The sequence below is a fragment of the Actinacidiphila rubida genome, assembly GCF_900110255.1.
In the GTDB taxonomy this organism is placed as follows: domain Bacteria; phylum Actinomycetota; class Actinomycetes; order Streptomycetales; family Streptomycetaceae; genus Actinacidiphila; species Actinacidiphila rubida.
This window is the reverse complement of record NZ_FODD01000011.1, coordinates 171,887-188,170: the sequence shown is the minus strand read 5'-3', so window position 1 is coordinate 188,170 and position 16,284 is coordinate 171,887. Positions and strand designations below refer to the sequence as shown.

The window sequence follows — 16,284 nt, the reverse complement described above, 5'->3', positions numbered from 1 at the left end:
CACATCGTGTACGCACTCTTCTTCCGGCTGCTGTTCCGGCGGATGGACCCGGAGCGGGCGCACCACCTGGCGTTCGGCTGGATCCGGCTGGCCGCCGCCGTCCCCGGCGTGCGCGCCCTGGTCGCCGCGGTGCTCGCGCCGCGGCGGCCCGCCCTGCACACCGAGGCCTTCGGGCTGACGATGCCGGGGCCGTTCGGCCTGGCCGCCGGCTTCGACAAGAACGCCGTCGCGATCGACGGCCTGGCCATGCTCGGCTTCGACCACGTCGAGGTCGGCACGGTCACCGCGCAGGCCCAGCCGGGCAACCCGCGCAAGCGGCTGTTCCGGCTGGTCGCCGACCGCGCGCTGATCAACCGGATGGGCTTCAACAACGACGGCTCGGCCGCCGTCGCCGCCCGGCTGGCCGCGCGCGAGGCGGTGTTCCGCACCACCGTCGGCGTCAACATCGGCAAGACCAAGGTCGTCCCGGAGGACGAGGCGGTCGCCGACTACGTCCGCTCCGCCGAGCGGCTGGCCGTCCACGCCGACTACCTCGTCGTCAACGTGTCCTCGCCGAACACCCCCGGCCTGCGCAACCTGCAGGCGACCGCCGCGCTGCGCCCGCTGCTGAGCGCGGTCCGCGAGGCCGCCGACCGCACGGTCCCCGGCCGCCGGGTGCCGCTGCTGGTGAAGATCGCCCCCGACCTGGCCGACGAGGACGTCGACGCGGTCGCCGACCTCGCGGTCGAGCTGGGCCTGGACGGCATCATCGCCACCAACACCACCATCGCCCGCGAGGGGCTGGGCCTGCGCTCCTCGCCCGGCGAGGTGCAGGAGACCGGCGGCCTGTCCGGGGCGCCGCTGAAGGCGGGCTCGCTGGAGGTGCTGCGCCGCCTGTACGCGCGGGTCGGCGACCGCCTCACCCTGGTCGGCGTCGGCGGCATCGAGGACGCCGAGGACGCCTGGCAGCGGATCCTGGCCGGCGCCACCCTCGTGCAGGGCTACAGCGCCTTCGTCTACCAGGGCCCGTTCTGGATGCGCGCCGTCCACAAGGGCCTGGCCGCCCGGCTGGCCGCCAGCCCCTACGAGACCCTCGCCGACGCGGTCGGCGCCGACACCAGGAAGGGGACCGCACGATGAGCGAGCCCTTCGGCGCGCGCCTGCGCCGGGCCATGGACGACCGCGGACCGCTGTGCGTGGGCATCGACCCGCACGCCTCGCTGCTCACCGCCTGGGGCCTGAACGACGACGTGGCCGGCCTGGAGCGGTTCTCGCTGACCGTGGTGGAGGCGCTGGCCGGCGGCACGGCGGTGCTCAAGCCGCAGTCGGCGTTCTTCGAGCGCTTCGGGTCGCGCGGCATCGCGGTGCTGGAGCGGACCGTGGCCGAGGCCCGGGAGGCCGGCGCCCTGGTCCTGATGGACGCCAAGCGCGGCGACATCGGCTCCACCATGGCCGCCTACGCGTCGGCCTTCCTGGAGAAGGACTCCCCGCTGTTCTCCGACGCGGTGACGGTCAGCCCGTATCTGGGCTTCGGCTCGCTGCGCCCGGCGCTGGACGCGGCCGCCGCCTCCGGCGCGGGCGTCTTCGTGCTGGCCCTGACGTCGAACCCGGAGGGCGCCGAGGTGCAGCGGGCGCAGGCGGCCGGTGGCGGCTCGGTCGCGCAGGCGATGCTGGACCACATCGCGGCCGAGAACGCGGGGGCCGAGCCGCTGGGCTCGGTCGGCGCGGTGGTCGGCGCCACCCTCGGCGACGCGCGGGCCGACCTGGCGGTGAACGGGCCGCTGCTGGCGCCCGGCGTGGGCGCTCAGGGCGCGACGCCCGCCGACCTTCCCGGGGTCTTCGGCGAGGCGCTGCCCGACGTGCTGCCAAGCGTGAGCCGGGACGTGCTGCGGCACGGTCCCGACGTCGCGGCGCTGCGGAATGCCGCGCGGTCATATGCGGAAGCGGTGCGGTCGGTCGTCGGTCGCTGAATACCGCCGGATTCACGGGCGCGAATAGGACACAGAAAAGGGCCGGATTCAACAACCGGCCCTCTTGACCCCTCATCCTGTTCCGGTTTGCCCCATATATCCCGCTGGATCGAGTCTGACCAGGACTTTTCGACTGTTCTCGCTGACTTGGGCCGTCGGGACCGCTAGTCTCCGACGAGAGCGAGCCGTACAGATGCGGCGCTCATCGCCCTGCTCTGGCGGGCGAGTACGGTCCACACGGTCCATATCCGATAGCTCTACATCCGAGGTGACGTAGGCGTGGCTCTTCCGCCCCTTACCCCTGAACAGCGCGCTGCCGCGCTAGAAAAGGCCGCTGCGGCTCGCCGGGAGCGCGCCGAGGTCAAGAACCGGCTCAAGCACTCCGGCGCTTCCCTGCACGAGGTCATCAAGCAGGGCCAGGAGAACGATGTCATCGGCAAGATGAAGGTCTCCGCCCTGCTCGAGTCGCTTCCCGGCGTCGGCAAGGTGCGCGCCAAGCAGATCATGGAGCGGCTCGGCATCTCCGAGAGCCGCCGCGTCCGTGGTCTCGGCTCCAACCAGATCGCCTCCCTGGAGCGCGAGTTCGGCGGTACGGCCGCCTGAGGTCCCGACACCGTCGGGAAGCAGGGATAATCGCTTCATGAGCCCTGCAGTACATCCGCGGCTGACCGTGCTCTCCGGCCCCTCGGGGGTCGGCAAGAGCACGGTCGTCGCTCATATGCGCACGGAGCACCCCGAGATCTGGCTCTCGGTGTCCGCCACCACGCGCAGGCCCCGCCCCGGCGAGCAGCACGGAGTGCAGTACTACTTCGTCGACGACGACGAGTTCGACAAGCTCGTCGCCAACGGCGAGCTGCTGGAGTGGGCCGAGTTCGCCGGCCACCGGTACGGCACGCCGCGCAAGGCGGTGCTGGACCGGCTCGCCGCGGGCGAGCCGGTGCTGCTCGAGATCGACCTGCAGGGCGCGCGGCTGGTCCGCGAGTCCATGCCGGAGGCGCGCCTGGTCTTCCTCGCGCCACCGAGCTGGGACGAGCTGGTCCGCCGGCTCACCGGCCGCGGCACCGAGTCACCCGAGGTGATCGAGCGCCGGCTGGTCGCGGCACGGGTCGAGCTGGCCGCCGAATCCGAGTTCGACGAGACCCTTGTCAACACCTCCGTCGAGGCGGTAGCGCGCGAGCTGCTAGCCTTGATGCGGACTGCCTGATCAGCACGTGAGCACCAGCTGAACGCGAGCTGATCACCAGCCGTCCCACACCGCGGCCGGCACCTGTCGATGCCGCGGTCAACCGTCTACTAGTAGGGGTAGGTAGAGCGTGTCCTCTTCCATCACCACGCCCGAGGGCATCATCAACCCGCCGATCGACGAGCTGCTTGAGGCCACCGACTCCAAGTACAGCCTGGTGATCTACGCGGCCAAGCGCGCGCGCCAGATCAACGCGTACTACTCCCAGCTCGGCGAGGGCCTCCTGGAGTACGTCGGCCCGCTGGTGGACACCCACGTCCACGAGAAGCCGCTGTCGATCGCGCTGCGTGAGATCAACGCCGGGCTGCTGACGTCCGAGGCCGTCGAGGCGCCGCCGAACGCCTGACCGGGCGCGCAAGGACAGCACACGGAGCACCACCACGGGCCCGGCGGTACGACCGCCGGGCCCGTGGTGTGTCATGGGGACAGCGGAACCGGACACGGAGGCGGGAGTGACCATGGGCAAGCCACAGGTCGTGCTGGGCGTGAGCGGCGGCATCGCGGCCTACAAGGCGTGCGAGCTGCTGCGCCGGCTCACCGAGTCCGGGCACGACGTGCGCGTGGTCCCCACCGACTCCGCCCTGCACTTCGTCGGCGAGGCCACCTGGGCCGCGCTGTCCGGCCACCCCGTCGCCACCCGCGTCTGGGACGACGTCCACCAGGTCCCGCACGTGCGGATCGGGCAGCACGCCGACCTCGTCGTCGTCGCCCCCGCGACCGCCGACACCCTGGCCCGGGCCGCCCACGGACTCGCCGACGACCTGCTCACCAACACCCTGCTCACCGCCCGCTGCCCGGTGGTCTTCGCACCCGCCATGCACACCGAGATGTGGGAGCACGCCGCCACCCAGGAGAACGTCGCCACGCTGCGCCGCCGCGGCGCCGTGGTGATCGAGCCCGCCGTCGGCCGGCTGACCGGCGTGGACACCGGCAAGGGCCGGCTGCCGGACCCGGCCGAGATCTTCGAGGTGTGCCGCCGGGTGTTGGCCCGCGGCACCACCGTGGCCGACCTGGCCGGCCGCCACGTCGTGGTGAGCGCCGGCGGCACCCGCGAGCCGCTCGACCCGGTCCGCTTCCTCGGCAACCGCTCGTCGGGCAAGCAGGGCTACGCGCTGGCCCGTACGGCCGTGGCCCGCGGGGCCCGGGTCACCCTCGTGGCCGCCAACACCGGGCTGCCCGACCCGGCCGGCGCGGACGTGGTCACCGCCGGCACCGCCGAGCAGCTGCGCGAACAGGTGGTCAAGGCCGCCGCCGACGCCGACGTGGTGGTGATGGCCGCGGCCGTGGCCGACTTCCGCCCGGCCGCGTACGCCGCCGGCAAGATCAAGAAGAAGGACGGCGAGGAGCCGCCGCCGCTGGCCCTGGTCCGCAACCCCGACATCCTCGCGGAGATCTCCGCGCACCGCGCCCGCCCCGGACAGCTGGTCGTCGGCTTCGCCGCCGAGACCGACGACGTCCTGGCCAACGGCCGCGCCAAGCTCGCGCGCAAGGGCTGCGACCTGCTGGTCGTCAACGAGGTGGGCGAGCGCAAGGCGTTCGGCACCGAGGAGAACGAGGCGGTCGTGCTGGGCGCCGACGGCAGCGAGACGCCCGTCCCGTACGGCCCGAAGGAAGCGCTCGCCGACCGGATCTGGGACCTGGTCGCCGCCCGCCTGGTCTAACGCGGCCCAGGCGCCACCGGCCGCCTGGCCCGCCGCACCGGGCGGTGCCCCTGCGCCCCGCGCGAGGCGGGAAACGCCCGGGGCACGGGGGGTGGCCGAAAGGGGTCTCCGCGCGCCGGCGCCGGGCGCCGCGGCGCCCCGATCCATCCGAAGGGCGAGATCACACGCCCGAGCCGGGTGTGCGAACGTTAAACTGACGGCGAAGTGCCAGGCGCAGCCCCGTGCCCTTCGACCAGAATCAGCCAGCAGCCGCTGCAACCCCAGGGAGCGATGTGTCCCGCCGCCTGTTCACCTCGGAGTCCGTGACCGAGGGCCACCCCGACAAGATCGCTGACCAGATCAGCGACACGATCCTCGACGCTCTCCTCGATGTCGACCCCACGTCCCGGGTCGCCGTGGAGACGCTGATCACCACCGGCCAGGTGCACATCGCGGGCGAGGTGACCACCACCGCCTACGCCGACATCGCCACCCTGGTGCGCAACAAGATCCTCGACATCGGGTACGACTCGTCCAAGAAGGGCTTCGACGGCGCCTCCTGCGGCGTCTCGGTGTCCATCGGCTCGCAGTCCCCGGACATCGCGCAGGGCGTCGACACCGCCTACGAGAAGCGCGTCCAGGGCTCCGTGTCCGACGACGACGAGCTGAACCGGCAGGGCGCCGGCGACCAGGGCCTCATGTTCGGCTACGCCTCCGACGAGACGCCCGAGCTGATGCCGCTGCCGATCACCCTGGCGCACCGCCTCTCCCGGCGGCTGACGGAGGTCCGCAAGAACGGGACCATCCCGTACCTGCGCCCCGACGGCAAGACCCAGGTCACCATCGAGTACGACGGCGACAAGGCGGTCCGGCTGGACACCGTCGTGGTCTCCTCGCAGCACGCCTCGGACATCGACCTGGAGTCGCTGCTCGCGCCGGACATCCGCGAGTTCGTGGTCGAGGTCGAGCTCAAGGCGCTCCTGGAGGACGGCATCAAGCTGGACACCGAGGGCTACAAGCTGCTGGTCAACCCCACCGGCCGGTTCGAGATCGGCGGCCCGATGGGCGACGCGGGCCTGACCGGCCGCAAGATCATCATCGACACCTACGGCGGCATGGCCCGCCACGGCGGCGGCGCGTTCTCCGGCAAGGACCCGTCCAAGGTCGACCGCTCGGCCGCCTACGCGATGCGCTGGGTCGCCAAGAACGTCGTCGCGGCCGGCCTGGCGGCACGCTGCGAGGTCCAGGTCGCCTACGCGATCGGCAAGGCCGAGCCCGTCGGCCTGTTCGTGGAGACCTTCGGCACCGCCACCGTCGACGCGGAGCGCATCGAGCAGGCCATCGGCGAGGTCTTCGACCTGCGCCCGGCCGCGATCATCCGCGACCTCGACCTGCTGCGCCCGATCTACGCCCAGACCGCCGCGTACGGCCACTTCGGCCGCGACCTGCCGGACTTCACCTGGGAGCGGACCGACCGCGTGGACGCGCTCAAGGCGGCCGTCGGCCTCTAGGGCCCGAGCCCGCGGCGCCGTCCGCGCAGACGCAGGGACCGCACCCCCAGCGGGGGGTGCGGTCCCTGCGTCTGCGCCGTCCCGGCCTGTGCGCGCTCGCCGTGCCGCTGCCCGGCCTGTGCGCCGCCCCGGCCCCCGCGCCGGCCGGTCCCGGGCGCCGGGAGACCGCGGAGTGCGGCAGCGGCATTCCGGGGGTGTCGGCACCGTCTGGTAGGAAATGAAGGGTGAGCGGCGAGAACGGGCAGGACGAGCGGGACCCGGATGCCCCCGGAACAGGGGGGCAGGAGGGCGAGCAGCTCGCCCTCATCCGGGAGACCGTCCGCAAGACCCGGGCCAAGCCGCGCACCTGGCGCGGTGCCGCCCTGGCCGGCGAACTCCCCGTGGCCCGCGTCCTGGTGGACAAGGGCCTGGTCCACCTCGACCAGTACTTCGACTACGCGGTGCCCGCCGCCATGGACGCCGAGGCCCAGCCGGGCGTCCGGGTCCGGGTGCGGTTCGGGGCACGCGTGGTCAAGGGGCGCAGGGAGGGCGGCACCCTCCACGACGGCTTCATCGTCGAGCGCCGTGTCGACAGCGACTTCCACGGCCCGCTCGCCCCGCTCGCCCAGGTGCTGTCCGAGGAGCGGGTGCTCGGCCCCGCCCTGCTGGCCCTGTGCCGGCAGGTCGCCGACCGCTACGCCGGTTCGCTCGCCGACGTCGTCCAGCTCGCCGTGCCGCCCCGGATGGCCCGCGCCGAACGCGACCCCTCGCCCGCGCCCCTGCCCGACCCGCCGCCGCCCGCGCCCGGCAGCTGGGAGCGCTACGCCACCGGCCCCGCCTACCTGGCGGCGCTGGCCCGCGGTGACACCCCCCGCGCGGTGTGGCTGGCGCTGCCCGGGCCGCACTGGCCGCACGAACTGGCCGTGGCGATGGCCACCGCGCTCGCCGGCGGCCGCGGCGCGCTCGCGGTCCTGCCCGACGGGCGGGCCGCGGCCCGCGTCGACCAGGCCCTCACCGAGCTGCTCGGCGAGGGCCGCCATGTGCTGCTCACCGCCGACGCCGGCCCTGAGGAGCGCTACCGGCGGTGGCTGGCGGTCAGCCGCGGCGCGGTGAAGGCGGTCGTCGGCACCCGCGCGGCGATGTTCGCGCCCGTCGCGGACCTGGGCCTGGTCGCCCTGTGGGACGACGGCGACTCCAGCCATGCCGAGCAGCACGCGCCGCAGCCGCACGCCCGTGACGTCCTGCTCCTGCGGTCACGCGAGGAGCGCACCGCGTTCCTGCTCGGCGGCGTCACCAGCACGGTCGAGGGCGCGCAGCTGGTGGACAGCGGGTGGGCCCTGCCGCTGGCCGCGTCCCGCGCGGCGGTGCGCGAGGCGGCCCCGCTGATCCGCACCGTCTCGGACGCCGACCAGGCGCGGGACGAGGCGGCCCGCGCGGCCCGGCTGCCGTCGCTGGCCTGGCAGGTCACCCGCGAGGCGCTGACCCGCGGCCCGGTGCTGGTCCAGGTGCCGCGCCGCGGCTACCTGCCGAGGCTGGCCTGCGACCGCTGCCGGACGCCCGCGCGGTGCGCGGCGTGCGCGGGCCCGCTGGAACTCAAGGACCAGGCGGGCACGCCCGCGTGCGGCTGGTGCGGGCGGCCCGCCGCGGACTGGCACTGCGACGAGTGCGGCGGTGTCCGGCTGCGCGCCCGGGTGGTGGGCGCGCGGCGCACCGCGGAGGAACTGGGCCGGGTCTTCCCCAGCGTGCCGGTGCGCACGTCGGGCCGGGACACGGTGCTGGCGTCGGTCGGGGACGCGCCCGCGCTCGTCGTCGCCACCCCGGGCGCCGAGCCGGTCGCCGACGGGCCCGGTTACGCGGCCGCGCTGCTCCTCGACGGGTGGGCCCTGCTCAACCGCCCCGACCTGCGCGCGGGCGAGGAGGCGCTGCGGCGCTGGGCGCTCGCCGCGGCCCTCGTGCGGCCCGCCGGGCAGCACGGCACGGTGGTCGTGCTGGCCGAGCCGACGCTGCGCCCCGTGCAGGCGCTGGTGCGGTGGGATCCGGCCGGGCACGCGCTGCGGGAGCTGGCGGAGCGGGCCGAGCTGCGGTTTCCGCCGGTGGCACGGATGGCGTCGGTCACGGGGTCGCCGGCGGCGATCGCCGACGTGATGGACACGGTGCGGCTGCCGCCGGGGGCGGACCTGCTGGGGCCGGTGCCGGTCGCCGGCCATGACGCGGCGGGCGGCGGGCGGCGGGAGCGCGGTGACCGCGGCGAGCGCGGTGAGCCGTGGGAGCGGCTGTTGATCCGGGTGCCGCCCGGGGCGGGGGCGGCGCTGGCCGCGGCGCTCAAGCAGGTGCGGGTCGCGCGGGCCGCGCGGGGGGCGGCGGAGCCGGCGCTCATCCGGATGGATCCGCTGGACATCGGCTGACGCCGGGTTCGTGCGGGTGATCCGGCCGGGCACGGCGCGGCCGGACCGGTTCGCGGGGCGGGCCGGAGCGCCGTGGAATCGGGTCCGTCGCGTTGCCCGGGCCGTCGGGGCGCTGGGTGGCGGGTTCGTCGGGGCGCTGGGTGGCCGGGGGCACGTCCGTGCTCGGGTGCAGGCCCTGACGGCGCGTTGTCGTACCGACCCGCGCCACCGGCTTCTTGCCCGTGCTCGCCTGCGGATGGCCCCTGGTGAGGGTGGATCGCCGTCAGCGGCCGCGGGGAGTGGCGGGCGGTCAGGGGCTCGCGCACCTGTGGGGTGCGCGTGCGGGGGGAGGGGCCTCGGCGGCTGCGCGATGTCGGCAGACGGGCAGACGCCGAGGGCGGAGGTGGCGCGGGGGAGCGGGTCAGCCGTTGCGGGGGGCCGGGAACGAGGGGCCGGAGACGGCGTCCTCGCGCATCGGGCCATGCAACGGGCCATGCATCGGGCCGGGCATCGTGCGGGCCGCGGGGACGGACGGCTGTCGGACCAGCGCGGGCTCCTCGGCCGTCGCGGTCCCGGTTCCGGTCCCGGTTCCGGCCCCGGTCGCGGAACCCGAACCCGAGGTGGTGGCGGCCGCGGGGCGCCGGCCGCCGTAACGGCGGTGCACGGCCTGCTTGGTGACGCCCAGCGCGGAGCCCACCGCGTCCCACGAGAATCCCAGCGACCGGTCGAAGTCGACGGCCGCGGTGACGAGTGCTTCGACGCTGTCGCGCAGCTCCTGCGCCAGCCGGACCGTCGGCGCCGGCGCCCGCCCGTAGACGACGAATCCCGCGCTGGGGCCGCTGCGCCGCGGCCGGTAGACGTTGCCCAACTGGGCGGTCAGCGTACGCAGCGCGTCCACCTGGCGGCGGACCCTCTCGATATCCCGCACCAGAAGGTGCAGGGTGGCCCGTGCCTGGGCGTCAGGAGTTGCGTGGTCGGGCATCAACAAGCCTCTCCAACCGGCGGATTCTTGGAACGGGCCGTGCGTATTGTCGTGTGCATTGACCCGATTTCGGTCAAACTCTCTTGACCAACGCGCCAGCTCCCCCAGGGGTCACGCCCGTAGGGGCGCGGCACTCCTGCCGGGGGGCGCGCGGCGGCGCGTGCACCCCCCGGCCCCTGCCGCCCTAGAATTGACGCCTCGCCCATGCCCCCGCGCCCGGAGAGACCGCACGGACCGGCCACGCGACCACCGCGCCAACCGAGAGCCAACCGAGAGGCACACCCCGCACGATGAGGCTCGTCTTCGCCGGCACCCCCGAGGTCGCCGTTCCCGCCCTGGACGCCCTGCTCGCCTCGCCGCGGCACGAGGTCGTCGCCGTCGTCACCCGTCCCGACGCGACCGCGGGCCGCGGCCGCCGGCTCGTCGCCAGCCCGGTCGCACAGCGCGCCGAGGAGGCCGGGATCGAGGTGCTGAAGCCTCAGCGGCCGCGCGACGAGGACTTCCTGACCCGGCTGCGGGAGATCGCCCCGGACTGCTGTCCGGTGGTCGCCTACGGCGCGCTGCTGCCCAAGGTCGCCCTGGACGTCCCGGCCAGGGGCTGGGTCAACCTGCACTTCTCGCTGCTGCCCGCCTGGCGCGGCGCGGCGCCCGTGCAGCACGCGGTGATGGCCGGTGACGAGGTGACCGGCGCGTCCACCTTCCTGATCGAGCAGGGCCTGGACTCCGGCCCGGTCTACGGGGTGATCACCGAGGACATCCGTCCCGCCGACACCAGCGGCGACCTGCTCACCCGCCTCTCGCACAGCGGCGCCCGCCTGCTGGCCGCCACCATGGACGGCATCGAGAGCGGCGAGCTCGTCGCGCGACCGCAGCCGTCCGACGGCGTGACCGTCGCCCCCAAGATCACCGTCGAGGACGCGGAGGTGGACTGGACCGCTCCCGCGCTGCGCGTCGACCGCCTGATCCGGGGCTGCACTCCGGCGCCCGGCGCGTGGACCCTGATCGAGGGCGAGCGGCTCAAGCTCGGCCCCGTCCGTCCGGCCCCGGACCGCACCGACCTCGCGCCCGGCGAGATCGCCGTCGCCAAGAACGCCGTGCACGTCGGCACCGGCAGCCACGCCGTCGAACTCGGCGAGGTCCAGGCCGTCGGCAAGAAGCGGATGGCCGCCGCCGACTGGGCCCGCGGCACCCGCGCCGCCTCCGGCACCCGCCTCGGCGCCGCGTAGGGCCGCGGCCCGCGTCCGGGCGCCATGGGTTGTGGCTCGGGGGTATCGCGCCCTCCGGGCGCGCTCGGGGTGGGGGCTCGCGCCCCGGCGCATGGGTGGTCGCCCGGACCGGCGTCGCCAGACGCGGCCGCCCCGGGCTCGCGGCCCGCGGTCGGCGTCCGTCTTGCGCCCGCCCCGGCGTGCGGGCTTCCGCCGCGGGGGTGGGTGTCCTGCGGGTGTCCGGGCGCTGGGCTGAGGCTCGGGGGTGCCGCGGGCTCCGGGCTCGCGGTCCGGCGCGTGGGTGGCCGTCCAGGCCAGCCGTCGCCCGCTGCGGCGCCACCCCCGCGCTCGTGTGATGCCACGGCTGCGCACCCCGACCGTCGGCTTCGGTGCCTCGCCGTCATCGGCCGGCCGTCGCGAACCGCAGGGAGCCGGGGCCACTCCGGGAAGGTGCGTGGGCGGGGGCCGGTGGGGGACGTCGTACGCTGGACGGCGACCGCGGACGACACACATCCGGAGCACCTTTCACGTGAACCACCAGCCGCGCCGCCCGCAGGGCGGACAGCAGGGCAAGCCGTACCGCCGACCGCAGCGCGACCCCGTCAGGATCCTGGCGTTCGAGGCGCTGCGCGCGGTGGGGGAGCGGGACGCCTACGCCAACCTCGTCCTGCCCGCACTGCTGCGCGAGGCCGAGGCGGAGGCGGCGCGCAAGGGCCGCACGTTCGACCGCAGGGACGCCGCGCTGGCGACCGAGCTGGTCTACGGCACGCTCCGCCACCAGGGCACCTACGACGCGGTGATCGCCGCCTGCGTGGACCGGCCGCTGCGGGAGGTGGACCCGCCGGTCCTCGACGTCCTCGCGCTCGGCGCCCACCAGTTGCTCGCCACCCGCATTCCGCCGCACGCCGCGGTCTCCGCGACCGTCGAGCTGGCGCGCGTGGTGCTCGGCGACGGCCGGGCCCGGTTCGTCAACGCGGTGCTCCGCAAGATCAGCGCCCACGACCTGGACACGTGGCTGGAGAAGGTCGCGCCGCCGTACGACGAGGACCCCGAGGAGCACCTGTCCGTCGTGCACGCCCACCCCCGCTGGATCGTCGGCGCGCTGTGGGACGCGCTGGGCGGCGGGCGCGACGGCATCGAGGAGCTGCTGGCCGCCGACAACGCGCGGCCCGAGGTGACGCTGGTGGCCCGCCCCGGCCGGTCCACCGCGCAGGAGATCGCCGACGGGCTGCCGGAGGGCGCGGGCGAGCCCGGTCGCTGGTCCCCGTACGCGGTCCGGCTCGCCGAGGGCGGCGACCCGGCGTCGGTGCCGGCCGTCCGCGAGGGCCGGGCCGGCGTGCAGGACGAGGGCAGCCAGCTGGTGGCGACCGCGCTCGCCGCGGCACCGCTCGACGGCCCCGACACCCGCTGGCTGGACGGCTGCGCGGGCCCCGGCGGCAAGGCCGCGCTGCTGGCGGCGTTCGCGGCCGAGCGCGGCGCGCTGCTGGTCGCCGCGGAGAAGCAGCCGCACCGCGCCCGCCTGGTCTCCCGCACCCTGGCCGGCAACCCCGGCCCGTACCAGGTGGTGGTGGCCGACGGCACGCGCCCGGCGTGGGCGCCGGGCACGTTCGACCGGGTGCTGGTGGACGTGCCGTGCACCGGCCTCGGCGCGCTGCGCCGCCGTCCCGAGGCCCGCTGGCGCCGCCGCGCCGAGGACGTCGCCGGGTTCGGGCCGCTCCAACGCGGCCTGCTCACCGAGGCGTTGAACGCGGTGCGGGTCGGCGGCGTGGTCGGCTACGCCACCTGCTCGCCGCATCTGGCCGAGACCCGCGCCGTCGTCGACGACGTGCTGCGGTCCGAGCGCGCGCCCGCCGCCGAACTCCTCGACGCCCGGCCGCTGATGCCCGGCGTGCCCGACCTGGGCGACGGGCCGGACGTCCAGCTGTGGCCGCACCGGCACGGCACGGACGCGATGTACCTGGCACTGCTGCGCCGCACCGCCTGAGCCGCCCGCGGGGCGGCGCCGGTGCCGGTGCGGCGGAACGGTGCGGAACGGCCGGACGGCCGGCACCCGGCCCCGAGGGGGCGTGTGCCGGCCGTCCGCCGTGGGACTTCTCCGCCCCGGGCCGCCGCCGCTACGGCTGCTCGGCCGGCACGTCCTCCCGCGGGCTCACCCGCGGCGCCGGCGGGCGCGGGGTGGCCAGCCGGCCCGGCCACCAGACGCGGTCGCCGATGTCGAGGGTGATCGCCGACACCAGCACCGAGCGCACCACGAAGGTGTCGAGCAGCACGCCGAAGGCGACCGCGAAGCCGATCTCGGCGAAGCCGACCACCGGCAGCGTGCCCAGCACCGCGAACGTGCCGGCCAGCACCAGGCCGGCCGAGGTGATCACGCCGCCGGTCGCCGCCAGGCCGATCCGCACGCCGTCACGCGTGCCGTGCAGCGCGCTCTCCTCACGGATCCGGGTCATCAGGAAGATGTTGTAGTCGATGCCCAGGGCCACCAGGAACACGAAGACGAACAGCGGGAACGAGGTGTCCTCGCCCGCGAAGTCGAGCACGTGCCGGAAGGCCAGCGCGCTGACCCCGAGCGCCGCGGCGAACGACAGCACCACCGTGCCGATGAGCACCAGCGGCGCGATCACCGCCCGCAGCAGCACCGAGAGGATCACCAGGACCACCAGCAGGATCAGCGGGATCAGCAGGATGTCGTCGTGCGACGACGCCTCCGCGGTGTCCTTGATGACGGCCGCGCCCCCGCCCACCTTGGCGTCCGCGCCCGGGATCGCGTGGAGCGTGGTGCGGGCCCGGTCCACGGTGGTCTTGGCCGCGTCGCTGTCCGGCCGGTCGGTGAGGGTCGCCTCCAGGTAGACCCGGCCGTTCCTGACGGGGGTGACGCCCGGTGGCGTGCCGACCGATCCCGGCACCACGCCCTTGATGCCGCTGAGCGCGGACGTCACCTGTGAGGTCGCTCCGGACCTGGCGATGACGACGAGCGGCTGCCCGCCGCCGGCCGGGAAGTACTTCGCCTGGAGGTGCTGGCCGACCACCGAGTCCGGGGTGTTCGTGAAGCTGTCGGCCTGGGCGAGCCCCGAGGCGTTCAGCGAGAACAGGCCGAGGCCCAGCGCGCCCAGGATCACCACGGTCGTCGCCCACACGGCGCGCGGGCGGCGGCTGACCCGGTCGCCGATCCGCGCCCACAGCCCGGTCCGGGTCGGCTCCGGCGTCCCGACGTGCGGAACGACCGGCCAGAACACCCAGCGGCCGAAGATCACCAGCAGCGCGGGGAACAGCGTCACCATGGCGACCAGTGCGACCGCGACGCCGACGGCCGCGACCGGGCCGAGTCCGGAGGTGGAGTTCATCTCGGCGGCCAGCAGGCAGAGCATGCTGAGCGCCACGGTCGCCGCGCTGGCGATGATGGCCGGTCCCGCGCGGTGCAGGGCCTGGGCCATCGCCTCGTGGCGGTCGGCGTGGCGGCGCAGCTCCTCGCGGTAGCGGGCCACCAGCAGCAGCGCGTAGTCGGTTCCCGCGCCGAACACCAGCACCGTCAGGATGCCGGCGCTCTGCGCGTTGACGACCAGCCCGGCGTGTCGGGCCAGCAGGTAGATCACCGCCTCGGCGGTGAACAGCGCACCCACCACCGAGATCACCGGCAGCAGGAGCAGGCTCAGGCTGCGGTAGGTGATGAGCAGGATGACGATGACGACGCCCAGCGCCGAGAACAGCAGGGTCCCGTCGATCCCCTGGAAGGCGTCGTTGGAGTCGGCGGCGAAACCGCCGGGGCCGGTGATGTGCACCTGGAGCCCGCTGCTGCTCTCGCCGGTGGTGGCCCGGATCTCCTTCACCGCGTCCGACAGCGAGGTCCAGCCGCTCTCGCCCATCACGATCGGCACGATGAACTGCGCGGCCACCGGGTTCTGCGGCTGGTTGAACTGCGGCCCGACCAGCCGGCTGCCGATGATGCCGTGGGCGGTCATCGCCCTGACCGCGGCCACGTCCTTGTCGATGGCGGCCTTGTCCGCCGCGGTCAGCCCGCCGTCCCTGGCGTAGACCACGACCGCCGGAGCCGACTCCGGCACGAACTGCTTCTGCAGGTTGAGCACCTGCGTCGACTCGGCGTTGCCGGGCAGCCAGCTCGCCGCGTCGTTCTTCTGTGCGTCCGTCAGTTTCTGTGCCAGCGGCGACACCGCCACCAGCACGATGATCCACAGTGCCAGGACCACCCACTTGCTGCGCCGTCCGCAGACCAAGTGCGCGATTCCCCGGGGCACGGCCACTCGTGTGGCACCGTCGCCCCGGCCGTCTCTGCCGCCCGCCCTGTCCGTTCCGCCCGCCATTACCGCGATCCCCCTGCTTCGCTCGTGGTGTCCCCCGGCCCCGCCGTACAGCTGTACGGCGGGTGGCCAGGGACCAGCATGGCACCGCGGGACGCGTTTCGCCCGGAGGTTCCTGTGAACGCCGGACGGCCTTCGGGCGGCGTGCGGCGGGCCGCGCGCGGTGCCCGCCGGCCGCATGGGCGCGGTGACGCGCCGAACCGGCTGGACAGCCGGTCCCGCGGGGCTTGCCGATCTGCTTTGCTGGGCATATGAGCGTGCAGATCAGCCCCAGCATCCTTTCCGCCGATTTCGCCCGACTGGCCGAAGAGGCACAGGCGGTCGAAGGAGCCGACTGGCTCCATGTCGACGTGATGGACAACCACTTCGTGCCCAACCTCACGCTGGGGGTCCCCGTCGTCGAGTCGCTGCGGCGGGCCACCGGCATCCCGCTGGACTGCCATCTGATGATCGAGCAGCCCGACCGGTGGGCGCCGGCCTTCGTGGAGGCGGGCGCGGGCTCGGTGACCTTCCACGCCGAGGCCGCGGCGGCGCCGGTACGGCTGGCCCGGGAGATCCGTGCCAAGGGCGCGCGGGCGTCGATGGCGCTGAAGCCCGCGACGCCGATCGAGCCGTACGAGGACCTGCTGCCGGAACTGGACATGCTGCTCGTCATGACGGTGGAGCCGGGCTTCGGCGGGCAGGCGTTCCTCGACATCATGCTGCCGAAGATCCGCCGCACCCGGGCCCTGATCGACCGCTACGGGCTGCAGATGTGGCTGCAGGTCGACGGAGGGGTCTCGGCCGAGACCATCGAGCGCTGCGCGGAGGCCGGCGCGGACGTCTTCGTCGCCGGTTCCGCGGTGTACGGGGCGGACGATCCGGCCGCCGCGGTCAAGGCGCTGCGCGAGCAGGCGGCGTCGGCCCTCGCCCGGTGAGGGCGGCCGGCTGACGGGAGTACGGACGTCTTGGTGGTGCCCGGTGAATGTATGCGGACCAACGGAAGGCTACGCGCCCGTAACCCGGCGAGTCTGCGAGGATGAGCGCGAAGTGGATCAGATGGGCTACTGGGGAGTGGCGACGTGAGCACAGGCCG

The 16,284-nt window shown here is 74.7% G+C and carries 13 protein-coding genes; 11 read left to right on the top strand and 2 right to left on the bottom strand.

Annotated features, from left to right (window positions below):
• Positions 1-6: 6 nt before the first annotated feature.
• From BMW99_RS13615 to BMW99_RS13580, 8 genes are all read left to right on the top strand, one after another.
• Complete coding sequence (locus BMW99_RS13615) at positions 7-1,119, top strand: quinone-dependent dihydroorotate dehydrogenase (protein ID WP_069463974.1); 1,113 nt, start codon at positions 7-9, stop codon at positions 1,117-1,119.
• The gene (pyrF, locus tag BMW99_RS13610) at positions 1,116-1,949 is read left to right on the top strand and encodes an orotidine-5'-phosphate decarboxylase (RefSeq protein WP_069463973.1); all 834 of its coding nucleotides are present in this window, start codon (positions 1,116-1,118) and stop codon (positions 1,947-1,949) included. Before BMW99_RS13615 ends, pyrF begins: the two co-directional genes overlap by 4 nt.
• A gap of 279 nt (positions 1,950-2,228) precedes the next feature.
• On the top strand, positions 2,229-2,552 hold the full coding sequence (locus BMW99_RS13605) for an integration host factor (protein WP_031515413.1): 324 nt from the start codon (positions 2,229-2,231) through the stop codon (positions 2,550-2,552).
• A 37-nt stretch (positions 2,553-2,589) separates the two neighbouring features.
• Positions 2,590-3,153: a guanylate kinase gene (gene gmk / locus BMW99_RS13600; RefSeq protein WP_069463972.1), complete on the top strand. Its 564-nt coding sequence runs from the start codon at positions 2,590-2,592 to the stop codon at positions 3,151-3,153.
• Positions 3,154-3,262: 109 nt separating this feature from the next.
• Positions 3,263-3,538, top strand: coding sequence for a DNA-directed RNA polymerase subunit omega (gene rpoZ / locus BMW99_RS13595; protein ID WP_069463971.1), 276 nt, complete (start codon positions 3,263-3,265; stop codon positions 3,536-3,538).
• 112 nt (positions 3,539-3,650) lie between these two features.
• Complete coding sequence (gene coaBC / locus BMW99_RS13590) at positions 3,651-4,853, top strand: bifunctional phosphopantothenoylcysteine decarboxylase/phosphopantothenate--cysteine ligase CoaBC (protein WP_069463975.1); 1,203 nt, start codon at positions 3,651-3,653, stop codon at positions 4,851-4,853.
• 272 nt (positions 4,854-5,125) lie between these two features.
• Positions 5,126-6,343 carry a methionine adenosyltransferase gene (gene metK / locus BMW99_RS13585; protein WP_069463970.1) on the top strand — a complete coding sequence of 406 codons (1,218 nt, stop codon included), beginning with the start codon at positions 5,126-5,128 and terminating at the stop codon, positions 6,341-6,343.
• A 224-nt stretch (positions 6,344-6,567) separates the two neighbouring features.
• A complete protein-coding gene (locus BMW99_RS13580) occupies positions 6,568-8,727 on the top strand; it encodes a primosomal protein N' (RefSeq protein WP_075016869.1) in 2,160 nt (719 codons plus the stop codon).
• Between the two features lie 400 nt (positions 8,728-9,127).
• On the opposite strand, the gene BMW99_RS13575 is transcribed toward BMW99_RS13580, so the two are convergent.
• Entirely contained in the window at positions 9,128-9,688 is a 561-nt protein-coding gene (locus tag BMW99_RS13575; RefSeq protein ID WP_075016868.1) for a hypothetical protein, read from the bottom strand.
• A 290-nt stretch (positions 9,689-9,978) separates the two neighbouring features.
• Here BMW99_RS13575 and fmt point away from each other — a divergent pair, with 290 nt between their 5' ends.
• The gene (fmt, locus tag BMW99_RS13570; RefSeq protein ID WP_069467596.1) at positions 9,979-10,914 is read left to right on the top strand and encodes a methionyl-tRNA formyltransferase; all 936 of its coding nucleotides are present in this window, start codon (positions 9,979-9,981) and stop codon (positions 10,912-10,914) included.
• Between the two features lie 508 nt (positions 10,915-11,422).
• Positions 11,423-12,877 (top strand): RsmB/NOP family class I SAM-dependent RNA methyltransferase, encoded by a 1,455-nt coding sequence (locus BMW99_RS13565; RefSeq protein ID WP_075016867.1) that lies wholly within the window; start codon positions 11,423-11,425, stop codon positions 12,875-12,877.
• A 130-nt stretch (positions 12,878-13,007) separates the two neighbouring features.
• Here BMW99_RS13565 and BMW99_RS13560 read toward each other — a convergent pair whose 3' ends face one another.
• Entirely contained in the window at positions 13,008-15,212 is a 2,205-nt protein-coding gene (locus BMW99_RS13560) for an MMPL family transporter (RefSeq protein ID WP_079138855.1), read from the bottom strand.
• Positions 15,213-15,460: 248 nt separating this feature from the next.
• On the opposite strand from BMW99_RS13560, the gene rpe reads away from it, so the two are divergent.
• Complete coding sequence (gene rpe / locus BMW99_RS13555; protein ID WP_069466169.1) at positions 15,461-16,126, top strand: ribulose-phosphate 3-epimerase; 666 nt, start codon at positions 15,461-15,463, stop codon at positions 16,124-16,126.
• The last annotated feature ends 158 nt before the right edge of the window (positions 16,127-16,284 follow it).